At 66.2% G+C, this 14,251-nt stretch carries 19 protein-coding genes, 1 tRNA gene and 1 other RNA gene; 9 read left to right on the top strand and 12 right to left on the bottom strand.

Going from position 1 to position 14,251, the window contains the following annotated elements:
* The 12 genes from ACIQK6_RS23845 to ACIQK6_RS23790 all read right to left on the bottom strand — a co-directional run bounded on the left by ACIQK6_RS23845 (window position 1) and on the right by ACIQK6_RS23790 (window position 9,248).
* A complete protein-coding gene (locus ACIQK6_RS23845) occupies window positions 1-1,062 on the bottom strand; it encodes a hypothetical protein (RefSeq protein WP_402695397.1) in 1,062 nt (353 codons plus the stop codon).
* Between the two features lie 77 nt (window positions 1,063-1,139).
* On the bottom strand, window positions 1,140-1,655 hold the full coding sequence (locus ACIQK6_RS23840) for a hypothetical protein (RefSeq protein ID WP_393721212.1): 516 nt from the start codon (window positions 1,653-1,655) through the stop codon (window positions 1,140-1,142).
* Window position 1,656: 1 nt separating this feature from the next.
* Window positions 1,657-2,814, bottom strand: coding sequence for a hypothetical protein (locus ACIQK6_RS23835; RefSeq protein ID WP_393721211.1), 1,158 nt, complete (start codon window positions 2,812-2,814; stop codon window positions 1,657-1,659).
* Entirely contained in the window at window positions 2,811-4,232 is a 1,422-nt protein-coding gene (locus tag ACIQK6_RS23830; protein WP_402695396.1) for a phage portal protein, read from the bottom strand. Before ACIQK6_RS23830 ends, ACIQK6_RS23835 begins: the two co-directional genes overlap by 4 nt.
* Window positions 4,233-4,263: 31 nt before the next feature.
* On the bottom strand, window positions 4,264-5,925 hold the full coding sequence (locus ACIQK6_RS23825) for a terminase (protein WP_393721209.1): 1,662 nt from the start codon (window positions 5,923-5,925) through the stop codon (window positions 4,264-4,266).
* A gap of 16 nt (window positions 5,926-5,941) precedes the next feature.
* The gene (locus ACIQK6_RS23820) at window positions 5,942-6,370 is read right to left on the bottom strand and encodes a hypothetical protein (protein ID WP_393721208.1); all 429 of its coding nucleotides are present in this window, start codon (window positions 6,368-6,370) and stop codon (window positions 5,942-5,944) included.
* A gap of 21 nt (window positions 6,371-6,391) precedes the next feature.
* Window positions 6,392-6,586 (bottom strand): hypothetical protein, encoded by a 195-nt coding sequence (locus ACIQK6_RS23815; protein WP_393721207.1) that lies wholly within the window; start codon window positions 6,584-6,586, stop codon window positions 6,392-6,394.
* Window positions 6,587-6,635: 49 nt separating this feature from the next.
* Window positions 6,636-6,708: transfer RNA gene (locus tag ACIQK6_RS23810), tRNA-Trp, on the bottom strand.
* Window positions 6,709-6,715: 7 nt separating this feature from the next.
* Window positions 6,716-6,886: a hypothetical protein gene (locus ACIQK6_RS23805; RefSeq protein ID WP_393721206.1), complete on the bottom strand. Its 171-nt coding sequence runs from the start codon at window positions 6,884-6,886 to the stop codon at window positions 6,716-6,718.
* A 144-nt stretch (window positions 6,887-7,030) separates the two neighbouring features.
* Window positions 7,031-7,165 carry a hypothetical protein gene (locus ACIQK6_RS23800; protein ID WP_393721205.1) on the bottom strand — a complete coding sequence of 45 codons (135 nt, stop codon included), beginning with the start codon at window positions 7,163-7,165 and terminating at the stop codon, window positions 7,031-7,033.
* A 277-nt stretch (window positions 7,166-7,442) separates the two neighbouring features.
* On the bottom strand, window positions 7,443-7,952 hold the full coding sequence (locus ACIQK6_RS23795; RefSeq protein WP_402695395.1) for a DNA cytosine methyltransferase: 510 nt from the start codon (window positions 7,950-7,952) through the stop codon (window positions 7,443-7,445).
* A gap of 681 nt (window positions 7,953-8,633) precedes the next feature.
* Window positions 8,634-9,248 (bottom strand): hypothetical protein, encoded by a 615-nt coding sequence (locus ACIQK6_RS23790; protein ID WP_402695394.1) that lies wholly within the window; start codon window positions 9,246-9,248, stop codon window positions 8,634-8,636.
* 930 nt (window positions 9,249-10,178) lie between these two features.
* Here ACIQK6_RS23790 and ACIQK6_RS23785 point away from each other — a divergent pair.
* The 9 genes from ACIQK6_RS23785 (at window position 10,179) to ACIQK6_RS23745 (ending at window position 14,223) form a co-directional block, all read left to right on the top strand.
* Window positions 10,179-10,616 carry a hypothetical protein gene (locus tag ACIQK6_RS23785; RefSeq protein WP_402695393.1) on the top strand — a complete coding sequence of 146 codons (438 nt, stop codon included), beginning with the start codon at window positions 10,179-10,181 and terminating at the stop codon, window positions 10,614-10,616.
* Window positions 10,617-10,755: 139 nt separating this feature from the next.
* Window positions 10,756-11,577 carry a hypothetical protein gene (locus ACIQK6_RS23780; RefSeq protein ID WP_402695392.1) on the top strand — a complete coding sequence of 274 codons (822 nt, stop codon included), beginning with the start codon at window positions 10,756-10,758 and terminating at the stop codon, window positions 11,575-11,577.
* Window positions 11,578-11,593: 16 nt separating this feature from the next.
* Window positions 11,594-11,944 (top strand): hypothetical protein, encoded by a 351-nt coding sequence (locus ACIQK6_RS23775; RefSeq protein ID WP_402695391.1) that lies wholly within the window; start codon window positions 11,594-11,596, stop codon window positions 11,942-11,944.
* Window positions 11,945-12,043: 99 nt separating this feature from the next.
* Window positions 12,044-12,505, top strand: coding sequence for a hypothetical protein (locus tag ACIQK6_RS23770; protein WP_402695390.1), 462 nt, complete (start codon window positions 12,044-12,046; stop codon window positions 12,503-12,505).
* Between the two features lie 69 nt (window positions 12,506-12,574).
* Complete coding sequence (locus ACIQK6_RS23765) at window positions 12,575-12,820, top strand: hypothetical protein (RefSeq protein ID WP_393721197.1); 246 nt, start codon at window positions 12,575-12,577, stop codon at window positions 12,818-12,820.
* Between the two features lie 17 nt (window positions 12,821-12,837).
* Window positions 12,838-12,903, top strand: an RNA gene (locus ACIQK6_RS23760) — hammerhead ribozyme type II.
* A gap of 35 nt (window positions 12,904-12,938) precedes the next feature.
* Window positions 12,939-13,640 carry a DUF2786 domain-containing protein gene (locus ACIQK6_RS23755; protein ID WP_402695389.1) on the top strand — a complete coding sequence of 234 codons (702 nt, stop codon included), beginning with the start codon at window positions 12,939-12,941 and terminating at the stop codon, window positions 13,638-13,640.
* A 74-nt stretch (window positions 13,641-13,714) separates the two neighbouring features.
* Window positions 13,715-14,002 carry a hypothetical protein gene (locus tag ACIQK6_RS23750; RefSeq protein ID WP_393721194.1) on the top strand — a complete coding sequence of 96 codons (288 nt, stop codon included), beginning with the start codon at window positions 13,715-13,717 and terminating at the stop codon, window positions 14,000-14,002.
* A complete protein-coding gene (locus tag ACIQK6_RS23745) occupies window positions 13,999-14,223 on the top strand; it encodes a hypothetical protein (protein WP_402695388.1) in 225 nt (74 codons plus the stop codon). The genes ACIQK6_RS23750 and ACIQK6_RS23745 overlap by 4 nt, the downstream gene beginning before the upstream one ends.
* The last annotated feature ends 28 nt before the right edge of the window (window positions 14,224-14,251 follow it).

Here is a 14,251-nt window from a genome sequence, read left to right as displayed (position 1 = left end):
TCAGGCGTTGGCAGGATCGGCCTCGGCCTTGTAGCCGGTCGGGGTCCATACCTTCGCGTCGCTGATGCCGGTGATGGTGGCCAGCTCGGATGCGGCTGCCGGGTAGTCGGACTTGGCGTCGAGGTGGAGCTTGATGCCGCGCACGAAGTGCTCGCCGGAGCTGATGACTTCCTTGTTGTTGGCGTTGTCCCAGCCGACAAGGATGTCCGTCACGCTCCGGAAGCCCGCGTAGGTGTTCACGACCGATCGGTCCTGCATGTACGTCGGGTCGTAGTCACGCACCCAGCGGGCCGCAATGCCTTCGAAGGACTGCGTGGCACCGAACGGAACCGACTGTGGAACAGCCGGCGCGCCGGTCACGAAGACGAACGCCGAAGAAGCGAAGGCGTAGGCGCAGTCGGCCGGGATGGTCTGGTCGACCACGATCCGGAAGCCGTACCGGTCGCCCAGGGTGGCGGTCCGGAGTGCCGACTCGGCCGCGCCGTCGCCGACGTTCTGCGCGAGGTTCATCTTGTCGTCGTTCAGGAGCGCGGACTCGAACTCAGTACCCACCAGAAGGTAGCGGTCGCCGTCGGGCACGTTGAACTTGTTGAGGACCCGGCGGGCCTCGATCAGTGCACCGCGAAGGTTCGCCTGGGCGTTGCCGATGGTGACGGCGTACGACTGGCCGGTCAGGGTGTTGACGGCCCGGCGCTGAAGTCCGCGGGCAACGGCCTTGACCTGCGGACGCAGGAGCTTGGACCAGCCGTCGAGGTCGAAATCGTACTGCTCGTCGGTGACCTTGACGGCGGAGTAAACGTTTCCGCCGAAGCTCACGGCGATCTTGCGCTCGGAGTAGACATCGAACTCGATCGGCGAGGACCGGTCGTTTCGGAAGGCGTACTCACGGAAGGGCAGGATGCCTTCCACGGTCATGTTGACCGTGTCGTTCTCGGCGCCCTTGAACTGGTCGATGCCCTCCCGGCGGAAGAGCCGGGGGACGATCAGCTCCTGTTCGAGCATGCCGACTGCGGTTGCGGCGAGCTTCTGCGGCTTGACTACCTGGTGCTGAGGGGTGGGCAAGGGGTGCTACCTCCGGGGCATAAGAAGTCCCCCGGCCGGTCAGCACGGGGGTTGAGGAAGGGGGATCACCCGAGCCGCTAAAAGCGCCGGGTTCGCCGCGCGAGCTTGCGCGGGTCCATCTCTCCGTCGTCCTCATCGGACGGGTTGAGGCCACCGCCCAGGGAAGGCGGAGTCTCGGGGGCGAAGAGCGCCTGAAGGGCCTTCGCGTCGGCTTCAAGCTCCTCGGGAGTCGCACCGCGAAGTCGTCCCGCCAGAGCCTCCGGGAGGTCGAACTTTCGGGCCACGGTGGCCACGACGAGCGAGTGCTCCAGCTCGGCGTTCTTCGCCTTCACGTCGGCGAGCGCGGCCTCGAATTCCTCCGGAGTCTTCGCGCCGGAGAGCTTCGTCTCGGCCTCGCGCAGACGCGTGCGGTATCCGGCAGACTCACCGCGGGCCCTGGCCAGCTCCTTGCGGGCCCAGTCGGGCAGGTCGTCTTCGGGGCTGGGCTGTCCGCCGGCACCGGCCTTGTCATCCGGCTTCTGCTCCTCGTCCGGCTTCTGGCCGGGCTGGGTCTCGCCGGTCGGAGGGGTCTCGTCGGGCTTCTCTTCGGGCACTTCACGCCTCCGGGGTCGTGTCGGCAGCGGTCTGCGCCTCCTGGGCTGCCGCTCGCTGCTTGCTGCGGATGAACCGGCGCCAGACGCTCACCGCGTCCTTGCCGGTGTGGCCCTTCGTGACCTGTGGCCACAGGGCCTCGTACTGCCGCGACAGGGCGGTCAGCTCGCTCGACTGGTACTGACCCCGGTTCCAGACCGGCATCGCGTAGCAGTGGCAGTTGTCGTGGTATCGGTCACCGTCGTTGAAGGTGGCCGACTCGCGGGTCTTGTAGACCGGGCCCCGGCTGATCAACATGGCGCACCAGCCGCACGGGGTGCCTGTGCGAGACAGGCGTACGTAGCCGAGCGCCCGCCGGTCGCGGGTCATGTGGTTCCAATTCGTTGAGCGGGCACCGTTCATCGCGATCCGTGCGGCGGCTGCCGCCTGTTGCGAGCCCGCCTGACGGTGGGCCTCGTCGGGATCGGCGTCTTCGAGGGTCAGACGGCGGTCAAGGTTCGTGGGGCCGAGGGCATCGAGAACGAGCCGAAGTTCCTCCTCAGCCTGACGCTCGATCCGTTCCTCGGCCTCCCGGAGCTGGTCCAGCTCCTCTACAAGGATTCGGTCCCAGTCCTGATCGTTGTCTTCGCCGTCCCCCTGGTCACGGTGCTCGTCAAGGGCCTCGTCGTCCTGGTCCTGATACTCATCGTCGTCCGGCCCCGGGGGGTGGCCCCGGGTCTGACCGTGGGCCCGCGCGGGCCGGGTCTCTTCTGCAGCGCCGGCAGGCAGCGCGCTCTCACCGTCCGCGGGTGGGGGTTCATCCAGCGGTCTGCCGGGCGGCTCGTACGTACCCGCCAGTGCTGCGAACTCCCGTCGCAGGTCAGCGAGCGTTACGTAGGTTGGCTCTGGGTGGTACGGGTCGGCAACGGTCGCTCCGGTCTGAAGGGCGCGTGCCAGCCTGAAGTAGGCCCGCGCGAGGTCGCGGGACTGGCGCCGCCGCCCCATGACGAGCGTGATGGCGCGCCGCAGCCAGGCACCAGCCGTAGCCGTTCGCCGGTCAGCCGGAACGTCCGCCCACAGCGCCAGCGCCTCCGCGGTGGTCTGCGCTCCGATCTGGGTCAGGGCAATGTGGAAGGCCGCCGAGACCTCGTCGGTCTCGGCCTGCCTCTTCGTGCGCGTCACGCTGCCGCCGGGAGCGGTTCCGCAGTGATTGGTTCAGGAGTCGCCCGTGTGAGCGCGGAGGCGAGCTGGCCGACGGAGTCTTCCTCGTCCGCGAGGTCATCCCATTCATCCAGCTCGGTCTGCGTGACGTTCGGAACCCGCTTCCACAAGCCCTTCGCCGGAATGCCGAGCTGCTCGCGCAGCTTGCCCAGTGCGTCAGCAGACTGGGCGAGAGAGCGCTGTTCCATGTCGCGCCAGATCACCTCGCCCGTGAAGTCCTCCGCGCCGAGGGCGCCTTCCAGCTCGGCGGCCAAGCGGAAGACTCTCTCCCACGCCTCGCCGAAGGCTGTACGGAACTCCTGGATCATGCGGCTCAGGCTGATTTCGGCGGCCTGGAGGGCCTCGGCGCTAAGGTTCGCGATCTGGCCCAGCATCGCGTGGGGCGGTACCTGCGCGATGGCGCTCAGGTGCCGGACGCTCATGTCGATCGAGTCGATGAACCCCTGCAACGGAGTCTCGTCCAGGCTGCCGAATCGAACATCCGGGTCCTCGGCGAACAGGAACCGCTTGGCGTTGTGGTTGATCGGCAGAGGGATGGGGTTGCCCTGCTCGTCATAGACGACCTCGCCTGTCTCCGGGTCGCGCTGTACCGGTGGCGCCATGCCCGTGACGGTCCGCACCTTCGTGCTGCCGTAGGACTGCGCGAGCAACAGGTCGAACACGGTCTGGTTGATCCGGTTCTGGAGCGGGATCATCGGCTCCACCAGACCGACCGTGCGGCCTTCAAGGTCAACCGACGCGGCGAACCGCGTCACGGGGCACTCGGCCGCACCGTGGCGCTTGCCCTTGCCGACCGTGACGCTGTCGCTGTCATCCAGGCCCTTGAAGGTCACCGCGTACTCGAGGCGGCCATCCCACATCCGGGCCCTGCCGGCCTTCTCGCCGACAGGCCAGGTGACCACGGTGAGGGCCGCGTGGGGGGTGTCGTCATTGGCCGGGTCCTCGTAGAGGGCGCTGGTCCTGAGCGCGGACAGGCCCTTCGTGAGGACCACGCCCTTCACCCGCTCGGTCAGGGTGAAGCTGTGCCCGTACGTCAGCGCGCCCTTGTAGACGGCCGACTGCCGGGCGTCGAGACGGGACCGCTGCCAGTGCCGCCACTGCGGGGAAGCAAGATCCGTTGCCGTGCCGCGGCCCACCTCGCTACCCGCACGGTAGCCGTCCACATAGAGCGCCTGGCTCGGAGTGTTGACCAGCAGCGGGGCCCAGTTCGAGACGGCCCGCTTCGCCAGGAGGCGGTACTCGTCGTCGGCCTGCGCCGGCATGTACGGATCGTCGTGCCGCCCGTGAAAGTAGTCGTCGATCCGAGTCAGCCGGGCCTTGTCCCGGCCCAGGGTGGCAAGGAGCTGCACCGCGAGGGCGGCAGGCGTGTACTCAGCCATGGTTCACCACCCTTGTTCAATGTTTACATCGCTACAGGAAGAAGCCTCGACCAGTCCGCTTGCGGACCCGCTTGCCGCGGGCTCGGAGGTCGACGAGGGCTTCGTGCGCCAACATGAGTGCCGCGTAGGCGTCGACCTTTTTGGGTGACTCCCGGCTCTCCTTGCCGAAGCTGACGCCGTAGTTGTTCACCCGGCGCCGGGCGTTCAGCACGTGCCGGCGGAGCTTGAGGTCCCCGTCGTGACGGAGCTTGCCGTCGAAGATCGAGCGCATCAGGCGCTCATGGGCCATCGTCGAAGACTTCAGCGACGACCGCATGTCCCAGCCGATCCGGTCCTTACCGAGTGGCGACCGCACCGCCAGGCCCTCGCCGTACTGCTCATCCCACTCGGAGATGTACGACTCCCAGAGAGCCACGTCGGCGTAGTAGCCCTGCACCGAGAACATGCGGAAGGCGTCGTGCACAGCCGAGTCGACCTCGATGCGCGGCACTTCCCAGTTCTTTCCGGACGGGCCGTCCGGCTTTTCCCACAGACCGACCAGAAAGGCCGCCATGTCGGAGACGCGGAGAGCGACCAGCGAGGTCGCGTCGTCGGACTTGCCGCCGTCGAAGCCGAGGACGATCTCGTCTCCGGGGTTCAGCATGAGCGAGCTGTCCCCCAAGGGGTCCCACTGCGCCGGGCCGTAGACCGCATCCTCTTCGGCGACGATCTGATTCAGGTACATGCGCCGCGAGCGCGCGGCCGAGATCGTCAGGTTCAGAACGGACTTGATGATCGACTCGACCTTGAGCCACACCGCGTCCCCGCGGATCTTCGGGATGACGATCCGCAGGGCCTCGGCCGTGAGCGGGGTCTTCGGGTGTGCCTCGATCGAGTCGTACATCGCGCTGACGTCGGCCGCCAGGCCCGCCCGGACCTTCTCGTACGCTTCGCGCATTCGCTCGGCGACGCTGTCCTCACCAGGCATGAAGGCGTTGGTGATGCTCAAATAGCGAGAATCCATCTTCGTGGCATTGCCGTCGATGGTCTCGTACATCTTGTGGCCGCCGTTGCCCAAGATCCAGTGGTGGGTTTCGTTGAGCAGGGTGAAGGTGGTCCGCTTGCCCTCGATCGCGCGGTACGAGCTGGTCACGGCCTGAAGGCGCTTGCGCCCCCGGTCGGCGCGGATCAGCTCGGCGCCCATCTTGATGCCGTACGTCGAGATCAGCTTCTCGGACATCAGGACCGGCAGGTAGCCCATGGTGTTCGTCGTCTGCTCCTGGCTGACGGCGGTCACCTGCACCCATGCCTGGGGGTGTGCCTTGGCCACCGGCTCGCCGTTCTCGTCCCAGTGGGAGAAGCGCGACGGCCCGACAAACTCCACGAGCGAGATCACTGCGAGGAGCGGGTCCTTACCCCAGCCCTTGAGCCGCTGGAGGACGCCCGTGCGGTAGATGAACTCGGCTTCCTCGTCGATGGCGTACCACCACAGGAGGAAACGGAGCTGCTCTCTGGTGAACTTCCAAGGCACGCGCCTGTCGTCGGTGGAGCCTTCGCCGTCCAGGTACTCGGCGCACCATCCGGCGATCTGCCAGCCGAGCGTGCGCGCTGGCAGCTTCCACTGTCCGAACGCGTCCTTCTGCCAGGTCGGCCCGTGGAACTCGGGCTCCAGGGCCTCGATCTCTTCGAGGGTGAGGTCTGCCGTTGCGGCCATGGCTCACCCCCCGAGATCAGGCTTCGAGGCCGAGATCCTTCTTGTAGTCAGCGATTGCGAGGACCGCAGCGGATTGCTCCTCGAGCACGGGCTCGTGCAGCTCGATGCGGACGCGGCGCCGGTCGCCCTCAGCGACGAGGAGTCGCTCGAAGGCGGAGTAGATCGTCTGGAGCATCTGCCCCGACCGCTTCCCCGACTTCTTGTAGAAGGAGAGGTCTTCGCAGAGGGAGAAGGCGAGCGCCCAGTCGGAGTCCTGGTAGAAGTCCGCTTGGCCGCTCGTCTTCAGGGAGTCCCACAGGCGCTTGGCGATGGGGTGCCAGGTGCGGTCGGCGTTCGGCACCTTCGTGGGCCGGGCGACGCCGCGCGTCACGGGCTGCGCGTCGCCGCCCTTGCGCTCGCGGGGGCGGGCCAGATCGGCTTCACGGTTGGGTACGGGGCCGGGCACTGGCTCACCTCCTTGATCAGATCAGAACGCGCCGCCGGTCAGAAAGTGCGTCCACAGCCAGGTGCAGAAGGCGAGGAGCACGAAGCGGCGCAGCCGCACCGAGCCCGTGACGGCAGGCCGAGGTTCATCGTGTCGTCCGATGCCGAACCACTTCCAGACGTGCTCGGAGAAGGTGTCTCCTCGGTCGTCTCGGGCAAGGGCTACTCCTTCGATCACAGCGAAGGCTCCGAGCCACCCGACCCAGAGCCACGACCAGATGTTCATGCAGGTCGAGAGGGACTTGAACCCCCAGCCGCCGGCTTTGGAGACCGGCGCTCTACCAGTTGAGCTATCGACCCTTGCGGCTCACAGCAGGCCGGGATGCCCCTCGGTCCTACGGAACCGCCGCTCTATGCGCTTGCGCTTCGCGGCCAGCGCGAGCGCGCCTTCGCGCGAGGATTTGGCCTGGTGATGCCACCCGCAGAGCGATCTCAGGTTGGCGTCTCGGTGGTCGTCACCAGGCACGATGTGGTCCACGTCCGTGGCAGGCTCCTCGCAGCGCTTCCCGTACTGATCACGGGCAGTGCAGCGGTGTCCGTCGCGCCGCAGAATGCGGATTCGGGTTCGCGGCCAGTCCGCCGGCAGCCTCTCCCGTCGATCGGAGCCGTGCCAGTTCGGCATCTACACCCCCAGGTCGAGGAGAGCCTTGAAGGCCGTGGTCGCCTGCTGGGGGACGACGCCGTTCCCGAGGATCTGGAGCTGCTGCCCGCGCGTCAGGCCCGGGACGCCGGTCACATGGCCGTGGGGGAGACCCATCAGCCACTCGACCCACTCAGCCGTAACCCTGGGGCCGCCCTTACGGCCGACCTCAGCAGGTGGGGGAGCTGCGCGGCCGGTCACGTCTTCCCACCGTCGAATGGAGGGGAGGTACTCACCCCACCAGTGGGAAGGGGAGCGCAGGCCGTCGATCGAGGACTCGGGTTGCCGGCCTTCCCGGATCGCCTCCGAGTAGGGGAGGAGGTAGCAGACCTCGTCGTCGAGTGTGGGGCCGTGACCGCCCGCTCGGCGTTCGTCAGGGTGCCGGGCACCGCCGTTACTGCCCAGGTTCGCGGTCGGTGTCTTCAGGGGTCGCAATACAGAACCAGCGGTCACGGAGGTGAGGAGCTTGAGCTGCGGTAGCTCGTACGCACACCCACCGCGCGCTGTACCCGATCTGGGCCAGGTCACCGAGGACAACTTCGAGCCCGCGCGTCCGGATATTCGAGACGTTTTCCAGGAAGACGAGCTTCGGTCGAATGACGCGAATTGCGTCAACGACATTGACCCAGACTCCAGAACGAGCGCCTCGAATTCCAACCCGATTCCCCGCAATACTGATGTCCTGGCAGGGGAATCCCGCCGTGATTACGTCGACCAGGCCGACAAGCTCGGTCCAGTCGATCTCGCAGATATCGCCGAGGTTCGGAGCTTCCGGATACCTCTCGGTGAGCACTGCACTTGGGCCTGGCGCGGTCTCGGCGACGTACGCCACACGACCACTGACTAGGGGAGCCACAGCCATACCCAGCCCGCCGTAGCCAGCGCAGAGTTCGAGGATCTTCAATCTGACCCCCCGCGCGAAATGCGTAATTGCGCATACGCGTCTTCCTGCTGGTGGCCCCTTCGGGGCCCAAGGCGTCTTTATGCTGGCGAGCCCTTTAGGGCTCAAGCCTCGCAAGCCTTGCGACTTACGTACTTACATATATAAGTCGCTAGTTGATCTTGATTCCGGAAAGGCGAACCCTTGTGACCCCAGTCACACTTCGGCGGCGCCCGCAGGGCGGCGGCGGTAGAGCAGCGGCGAAGGAAATGATGCCGCCCGGAAGGCGGACATGGTGAAGACGGCATGCTGCTGTGGCGGCCGTAGGCCGCGCCTTCGTGAAGCCAGGCATGCAAGCAACGGCGGAGCCTGCCGCGTTGGCAAGGCTCCGCCTCGAACTACGCCTTCGTGGCGATTCTGTCTAGGACATCCTGTGCGGGCAGCACTTCGCCGATCATGCCGTTCCAGGTGAACTGCCGGCGCCCGCGGCTGTGCTCGCGGACCCATGCCAGGTCTGCCGGGGCTGACCGCCTACCAGCCCCTTGCCGCAGTCGCTTGACGCGCGGGAACGGTGAACGGTGTTGCTCCGGTGGTTCTCGATACACGGAAGCCGCGGAAGTCGTTGCCCGCTCCGGTACCGCGCTGCCTCTGGGCCTGGCGATCGAGGCTATGGGCGGGGCCGGCTTGAGTGGGTTGTGCCCGCGCCTACAGCACCCCGAAGAACATCCCCCCGATCCCAATTTCCCATTCCCACGCCTCCCTCAACACCGGCTCCACCTCCGGGTCCGGATCCATTTTCGGCTCCGGCTTGGTCAGGAAAGTGCGGATTGCCCGGTCGATGCCAACACCACTCGGAACGTGCCTTCCGGCCTGTGAGAAGGCCGCCCACACGTCGGACTCGGGGGCGTCGGCGATGGCCTTCGCGAGGCACACGAACAGGTCCTGATCCATGTCGGTCCGGATCGGGTCGCGTTCGATGGCAAACGCACACATGCGCTTGGCCAGTTTCGGGAACGCGGAGATTTTGTCGCTGGAGGCGAGCTCGCTCAGCGCGGTGACGAATTGCTCCTTGGACAGCTTCTTGCTGCCCTTGCCGTAAGGCTCCAGCTCCAGCCAGAAGGACATGAAGCTGCTCTTCAGATTTCCGACGCGGATTTCATGGAACCTGTCAGACCCCTCGGTCAGGTCAGGCTGCTCGAATGCTTTGCCGACGCGATCGGCCATGTCTTCGTAGTCGGACCAGCCCACCACACCGTCGTTGTCCTTGTCGGTGGCATCGAAGATCTTCTCAAACCGGGCGGTGATGGTATCCGCGGCCATCAGGTGGTCCTCTCATAGCTGGGCAGTGCGGCGAAGTGCCGGTGACAGGTCGTATCTGCCAGACCTACCCGTCCACGTATACACGGACAACGATCATGGTGGCGAGCCCCACCGGCCCACTCGTCCGAGTGACGCTCCTTCGCACCTAGGGGGCCACTTGCCCACAGTTGACCTGCGTTCGGGGGCGTTCTCGTGCATGGCTTGACATGCGTAGGTGCAGGTGGCGCCGCGTATTCCGGCCGCTGGTCGACCCTGGAACCGTGGCGGAATCCGAGCTGCTAAGACGTGGCGGCCGGGAAAGCCACGCCGGCTGGGTCATACCCCCACCCCCCGGGCCATCCATCGCCAATCCGGACATGCTGTGCACTCATTCGCGGATCACCCCGATATTCCCAACTGTGGATATCTGCTCTGTCTTTTCTCATAACCATTCATGAGCGCTAGATCGGAAGCTACGGGATAGAACCTCTCGTAGAGGCTCAGACGCGCCTGCATGCGGCACACCAGGGCAGAGCGGATGCACACGCACACGCGTAAGAGGCTAAGGACTCCAGCGCTGCCGAGCGGTCGGGGTTGCGGCGCCCCACGGACAGCGTGTTAAGGTGTAGCCACATCGCACCGAACGAACCGGCAACGGGGCAGGCGGAACGACACGCAAGGCCGGTAAATCCGCAGCTCGCAAAGGGAGTTGCGGAATGATCCGGAGATAGTGTTAAGATGTAGCCACATCGAACGGATCGAGTCCGGGAGATCGCAAGGCCAGGGGTCCTGGCGGTGGGACATGGGAGTGCCTACCGCTGACCAGGCCAAATGCGAAACTCCACACGATGGATGGTGTAAAGTTGGAACCAACGCCGAGCCAAACGGTTCGGTGAAACTCTCCGGCTAGTGTAAACTTTGAACACGTCGGGTTCCGAAAGGTAAGGCCACATGAGCGAGTTCGTCTTCTCCGACTGGGAGCGGGAGAACGGCAAGGCCGTAGGGCTCAAGCGGGCGGACGGTGACTTCCGGTGCTACCAGTGCGTCGACTTCAGCTTCTACCAGCGCGGGGTCGCCGCCCAGGATGCAGGGGAGAGGTGCACCTACTGCGCCGGCTCCGTGTTCCTCACGGTCGAGGACATCGCTGCGATCGAGCGCCCCAAGCGTCATGTCAGCCTTGCGAAGAGTGAAATCCAGCGCTTCCCCCTGCTGGACATCGCCCACAACTTGGGTCTCCGGTGCGAGGAGCTGGCCATAGCTCTCGATCGAGCGAACCGCGTCATCGCTCAGCAGGCTGCCGAGATCGACCGCCTGAACGGCGTCGAGCCCAAGACGGAAGAGGAGATGGAGGTCGCCTTCATCCCGGTCGGCCTTGATGTCCGAGTGTAAACATTGACCCTGTCAAGGCGAAACGCCCTGCGGTCCCACCGTGCCCCCGGTCTGGATGCGGTGGGGGGTGTCGGCGGGAGGTTCGGTGCCTCCCCCCTGACGAGCCAGCCCGTCAGTCCATCCCTGAATGCGAGGACACATGATCAGCTACCTGTGCGACGACGACACCTTGCGGGAGTACGCCGACAAGCTCTTGGAGCGGCCGACGAACTTTGGGGGCGATGACCGGTACTACCGGACGCACGCCCCAGTGATCGGCAAGGCGGACCAGGCCGACGACCTGCTGGCCGAGTCCAACTACGACAGCGCGCTTGACCTCCTTCGAGCCGCCGCTGATGAGGGACGCAACGACACCGAGGTTTCGGACGAGCATGTTCTCGACGCCGCTATACGGCACTGGGGCTGGGGCCAGTGCTCCCAGGTCTTCGTACAGGTCTACGCCGACGACGTGATGCTCTGCCGGAAGTGCGACAGCATTGCGGACTGGGCCGTCAGCCGGAAGAAGCACGGCCGCCGTCGCTTCCTGTGCGCCTCCTGCAAGAGCGACTGGGAGTGGGACACCGAGCAGTACGGCCTTCCCGCCCTGGCCCCGATCAAGTACCGCCCGAAATTCACCGCGGCCTGGCGCGAGGCGTGCTCGATCCTCTCCGCCCTGGAGTGCTACCCGATCCTCGACGACTCGGACTACTCCGAGCGCGAGTGGGAGCGCTGGCAGTCCAACGTGAACGAGGCCCTGGAACACGCCCAGCGCGAGTACGAGGACGACACCGAGGCGGAGTCGGCCGAGATCGCCGACTCCTGCCACGACGAGATCGGCGACCTGTACGGCCACGAGCCGGACAGCGGAGTGAACTGGCAGCGCGTCGAGGACATCTACCGCGAGGCCCGCGACGCCTACTTCACCGCACTCGCGAACGAGCACCTGAACGCCCCGATCGCGGGCCAGCTCGCCTTCGCCTGACTGGCAGGGGATATCCATGCCTGCCGGCCACGAGCCCGAGTGGGTCGATGGGCTCCGTCGAGCCCTAGACGACCACCCAGCAAAGATCCGTATCTCGTTCGACAGCACCACGGGCTACCTCGCCCTTGACCTCCTGGTCGTCACACGAGTCCGACGCAACGAGGGGACGGGTACCGCGATCATGCGGGCCCTGATAGCCGCCGCTGACCTGTACAGCGCGCCGATGGCTCTTACCCCGGCCGCCGACTTCGGGGGCAGCGTGCCGCGCCTGAGGACCTTCTACCGACGCTTCGGCTTCATCGGTAACCGAGGCCGAGGCAAGGACTACGCGACCAGCCACGCCATGATCCGGCGCCCCCATTCCTGACCAAAGGCGAAACGTCCCTTCGGGGCGTCAGCGGCAGGCGGACCCTGCCCTCTGACGAGCCAACCAGCGTCAGCACCAACCACCGAAGTACGAGGACGCATGAACACCCCCATCGAATCCGCGGTGGACTCCGCCGCCGGCACCCTGCTGACCCACAGCGCGACCTACTGCCTCGCCCTCGGCTATGACCGCGAAGAGTTCCGGCTCATGGCCCGCAAGGCGGAGGACAACGGGCTCCCGCACATGGCCGAGGAATACCACCAGCAGGCCGACCTTGCGGCCGGACTGCACCACGCGGTCAGTTGGCGCTTCTGCGAGGACACCGAACTGATCCGAACCCACTGGGAGCACCTCCTCGCCGCCGTCGTGCGCCGGGAGGCGTACGAGCTGGTCGAAGCAGACCGAGCCAAGAAGCACCTCGCGGACAGCCCGGACGACGCGGCATGGGGTGACATCTGGCAGTGGGAGCACAAGCGCGCCGACCGGAACGCAACGAACTTGGCCTACCTGAAGACCAAGCTCACCGCCGTGCGTGACGCCTTCCGTACCCCCTCCGCCTGACCCCTCCTAGCTCGGGCCTCTCCGCACACAGGGAGAGCGGGGAGGCCCCTTCGGAAAGTGGCCCCAACCATGATCAAGCCCGACGATGAAATTGCCTTCCGCGCCCCCGACTGCGGCGCACACTCTCTCGTCCTTCGATTCGGCGACGTACTGGTCGCAGGACTCTTCGTGCCCTTCGCTCTCGAACCCCTTGCCGAGCTGACCCTGACGTACGACCTGCCGACCTTCGAGGAGCGCGAGGCGCAGGCGAAGGCCCAGATCGACGACCTCGCCATCGCCCACATCCTCGGCGGCTGGGACCCGATCACGGTCTGACCCTTCCCCGGATGCAAAGGCGAAACCTCCCGAAGGGAGGTCAGCGGGAGGCGGTCCCTCCCCTCTGACGATGCCAGCCCGCATCAAACCCCCGAAAGGCTCTGACATGGCTACCCCCATGCCCGAAGACGGCAAGCTCGCCAAGATCCGCGCCATCCTGGCGAAGGCTGAGGACCCGGCGACCAGCCCCGAGGAGGCGGACGCCTACTTCGCGAAGGCCGCCGAACTGATGGCGAAGTACGGCATCGAGAAGGCCATGCTCGCCGACGCGGACCCGTCGCAGGACCGTCCCGGAGACCGCATCATCAAGATCACGGGCACGTACGCCAACGACCGGGAACTTCTTCTCGGCTACATCATGGACGCGCTCGGCTGCAAGGGGATCAACCTGCGCAACGGCGAGGCGCACCTCTTCGGCTACGAATCCCAACTCGAACGCGTCGAGATGCTGTTCACCTCGCTTCAGCTTCAGGCATTCAACGCAATGCGGCATGGCCGCCCTCGTCCCGGCGAGAAGACGATCACTTACCGAAAGTCGTTCCTTGCGGGCTTCATGGTCACGGTCTATGCCCGGCTGAAGGAGATCGAGGCCCGAGCCCGCCAGGAGGCCGCGCCCAGCGCGACCGGCCGGAGCGCCGAACTGGTCCTCGCAGACCGCAAGGCCGTCACCCTGGCTCGCTTTGCCCAGGCGTATCCGAACTCGCGGAACGGCGGGGGTGTCCGTCGAGGCGGCTCCGGCAAGGCCGCCGGAGAGTCCGCAGGCCGACGAGCCGACCTCGGACAAACCCGCGTCGCCGGTCGCCGGGCTATATCCGCCTGACCCACCTTCCCCCGGGGCGCCCCTGCACACAGGGAGGGCAGAGGCGCCCCCAACCGCACCAAGGAGCAGTGCACATGATGCCGTCCATCCAGAACGCCCAGTCGATCGGCTTCGACAGGATCAAGAACCTCGTCGCCGAGGTGCTCAAGACCGCTCGCGAAGTCAACGAATGGCGCAACGACTACGACCCCGGCTCGCAGGAGTGGTACACGCTCCTCAACCTCGCCGAGACCTCCGAGAACCTGGCCCTGTCCCTCCCCGTCGAGATGCTCCCGGACTCCGAATGGCGCCACGTCAGCCCCTCCGAGTACGCGGCCGTCGACGAGATCCTCGCGATCCTCGAAGAGGTCAGCGCGAAGTGAAGCCGCTTCGAGCCGTCCCCGCGGTCCTGCTCGCCGCCCTGGTCCTGATCCTCGCCGGAGCGATGACCACAACCCACGAGCCGTCCGCCACCTTCAACCAGCGAATGATCGCCGAACGCCGCGACTACTTGGGCGACGTGGATGGACACCCGGACTGCTGGTCCCTGGTCGACGCCACCCCATACGTCCTGTGCCGCGATGGCTTCTCGATCTCGTCCTGACGCACGCGACCCCTCCTCACAGGGAGCG

Origin of the sequence: Streptomyces sp. NPDC091682, assembly GCF_044756625.1 — a bacterium.
In the GTDB taxonomy this organism is placed as follows: domain Bacteria; phylum Actinomycetota; class Actinomycetes; order Streptomycetales; family Streptomycetaceae; genus Streptomyces.
The sequence above is the reverse complement of the archived record's forward strand: the minus strand, read 5'-3'. Positions and strand labels throughout refer to the sequence as shown.

What these genes read in the sequence shown, in the direction of transcription:
- ACIQK6_RS23780 (WP_402695392.1), top strand. Translation starts at nt 10,756, where the DNA reads ATGATCAGCTACCTGTGCGACGACGACACCTTGCGGGAGTACGCCGAC.
- ACIQK6_RS23775 (WP_402695391.1), top strand. Translation starts at nt 11,594, where the DNA reads ATGCCTGCCGGCCACGAGCCCGAGTGGGTCGATGGGCTCCGTCGAGCC.
- ACIQK6_RS23770 (WP_402695390.1), top strand. Translation starts at nt 12,044, where the DNA reads ATGAACACCCCCATCGAATCCGCGGTGGACTCCGCCGCCGGCACCCTG.
- ACIQK6_RS23830 (WP_402695396.1), bottom strand. Translation starts at nt 4,232, where the DNA reads ATGGCTGAGTACACGCCTGCCGCCCTCGCGGTGCAGCTCCTTGCCACC.
- ACIQK6_RS23755 (WP_402695389.1), top strand. Translation starts at nt 12,939, where the DNA reads ATGCCCGAAGACGGCAAGCTCGCCAAGATCCGCGCCATCCTGGCGAAG.
- ACIQK6_RS23790 (WP_402695394.1), bottom strand. Translation starts at nt 9,248, where the DNA reads ATGGCCGCGGATACCATCACCGCCCGGTTTGAGAAGATCTTCGATGCC.
- ACIQK6_RS23800 (WP_393721205.1), bottom strand. Translation starts at nt 7,165, where the DNA reads ATGGGTCTCCCCCACGGCCATGTGACCGGCGTCCCGGGCCTGACGCGC.
- ACIQK6_RS23750 (WP_393721194.1), top strand. Translation starts at nt 13,715, where the DNA reads ATGATGCCGTCCATCCAGAACGCCCAGTCGATCGGCTTCGACAGGATC.
- ACIQK6_RS23765 (WP_393721197.1), top strand. Translation starts at nt 12,575, where the DNA reads ATGATCAAGCCCGACGATGAAATTGCCTTCCGCGCCCCCGACTGCGGC.
- ACIQK6_RS23825 (WP_393721209.1), bottom strand. Translation starts at nt 5,925, where the DNA reads ATGGCCGCAACGGCAGACCTCACCCTCGAAGAGATCGAGGCCCTGGAG.
- ACIQK6_RS23785 (WP_402695393.1), top strand. Translation starts at nt 10,179, where the DNA reads ATGAGCGAGTTCGTCTTCTCCGACTGGGAGCGGGAGAACGGCAAGGCC.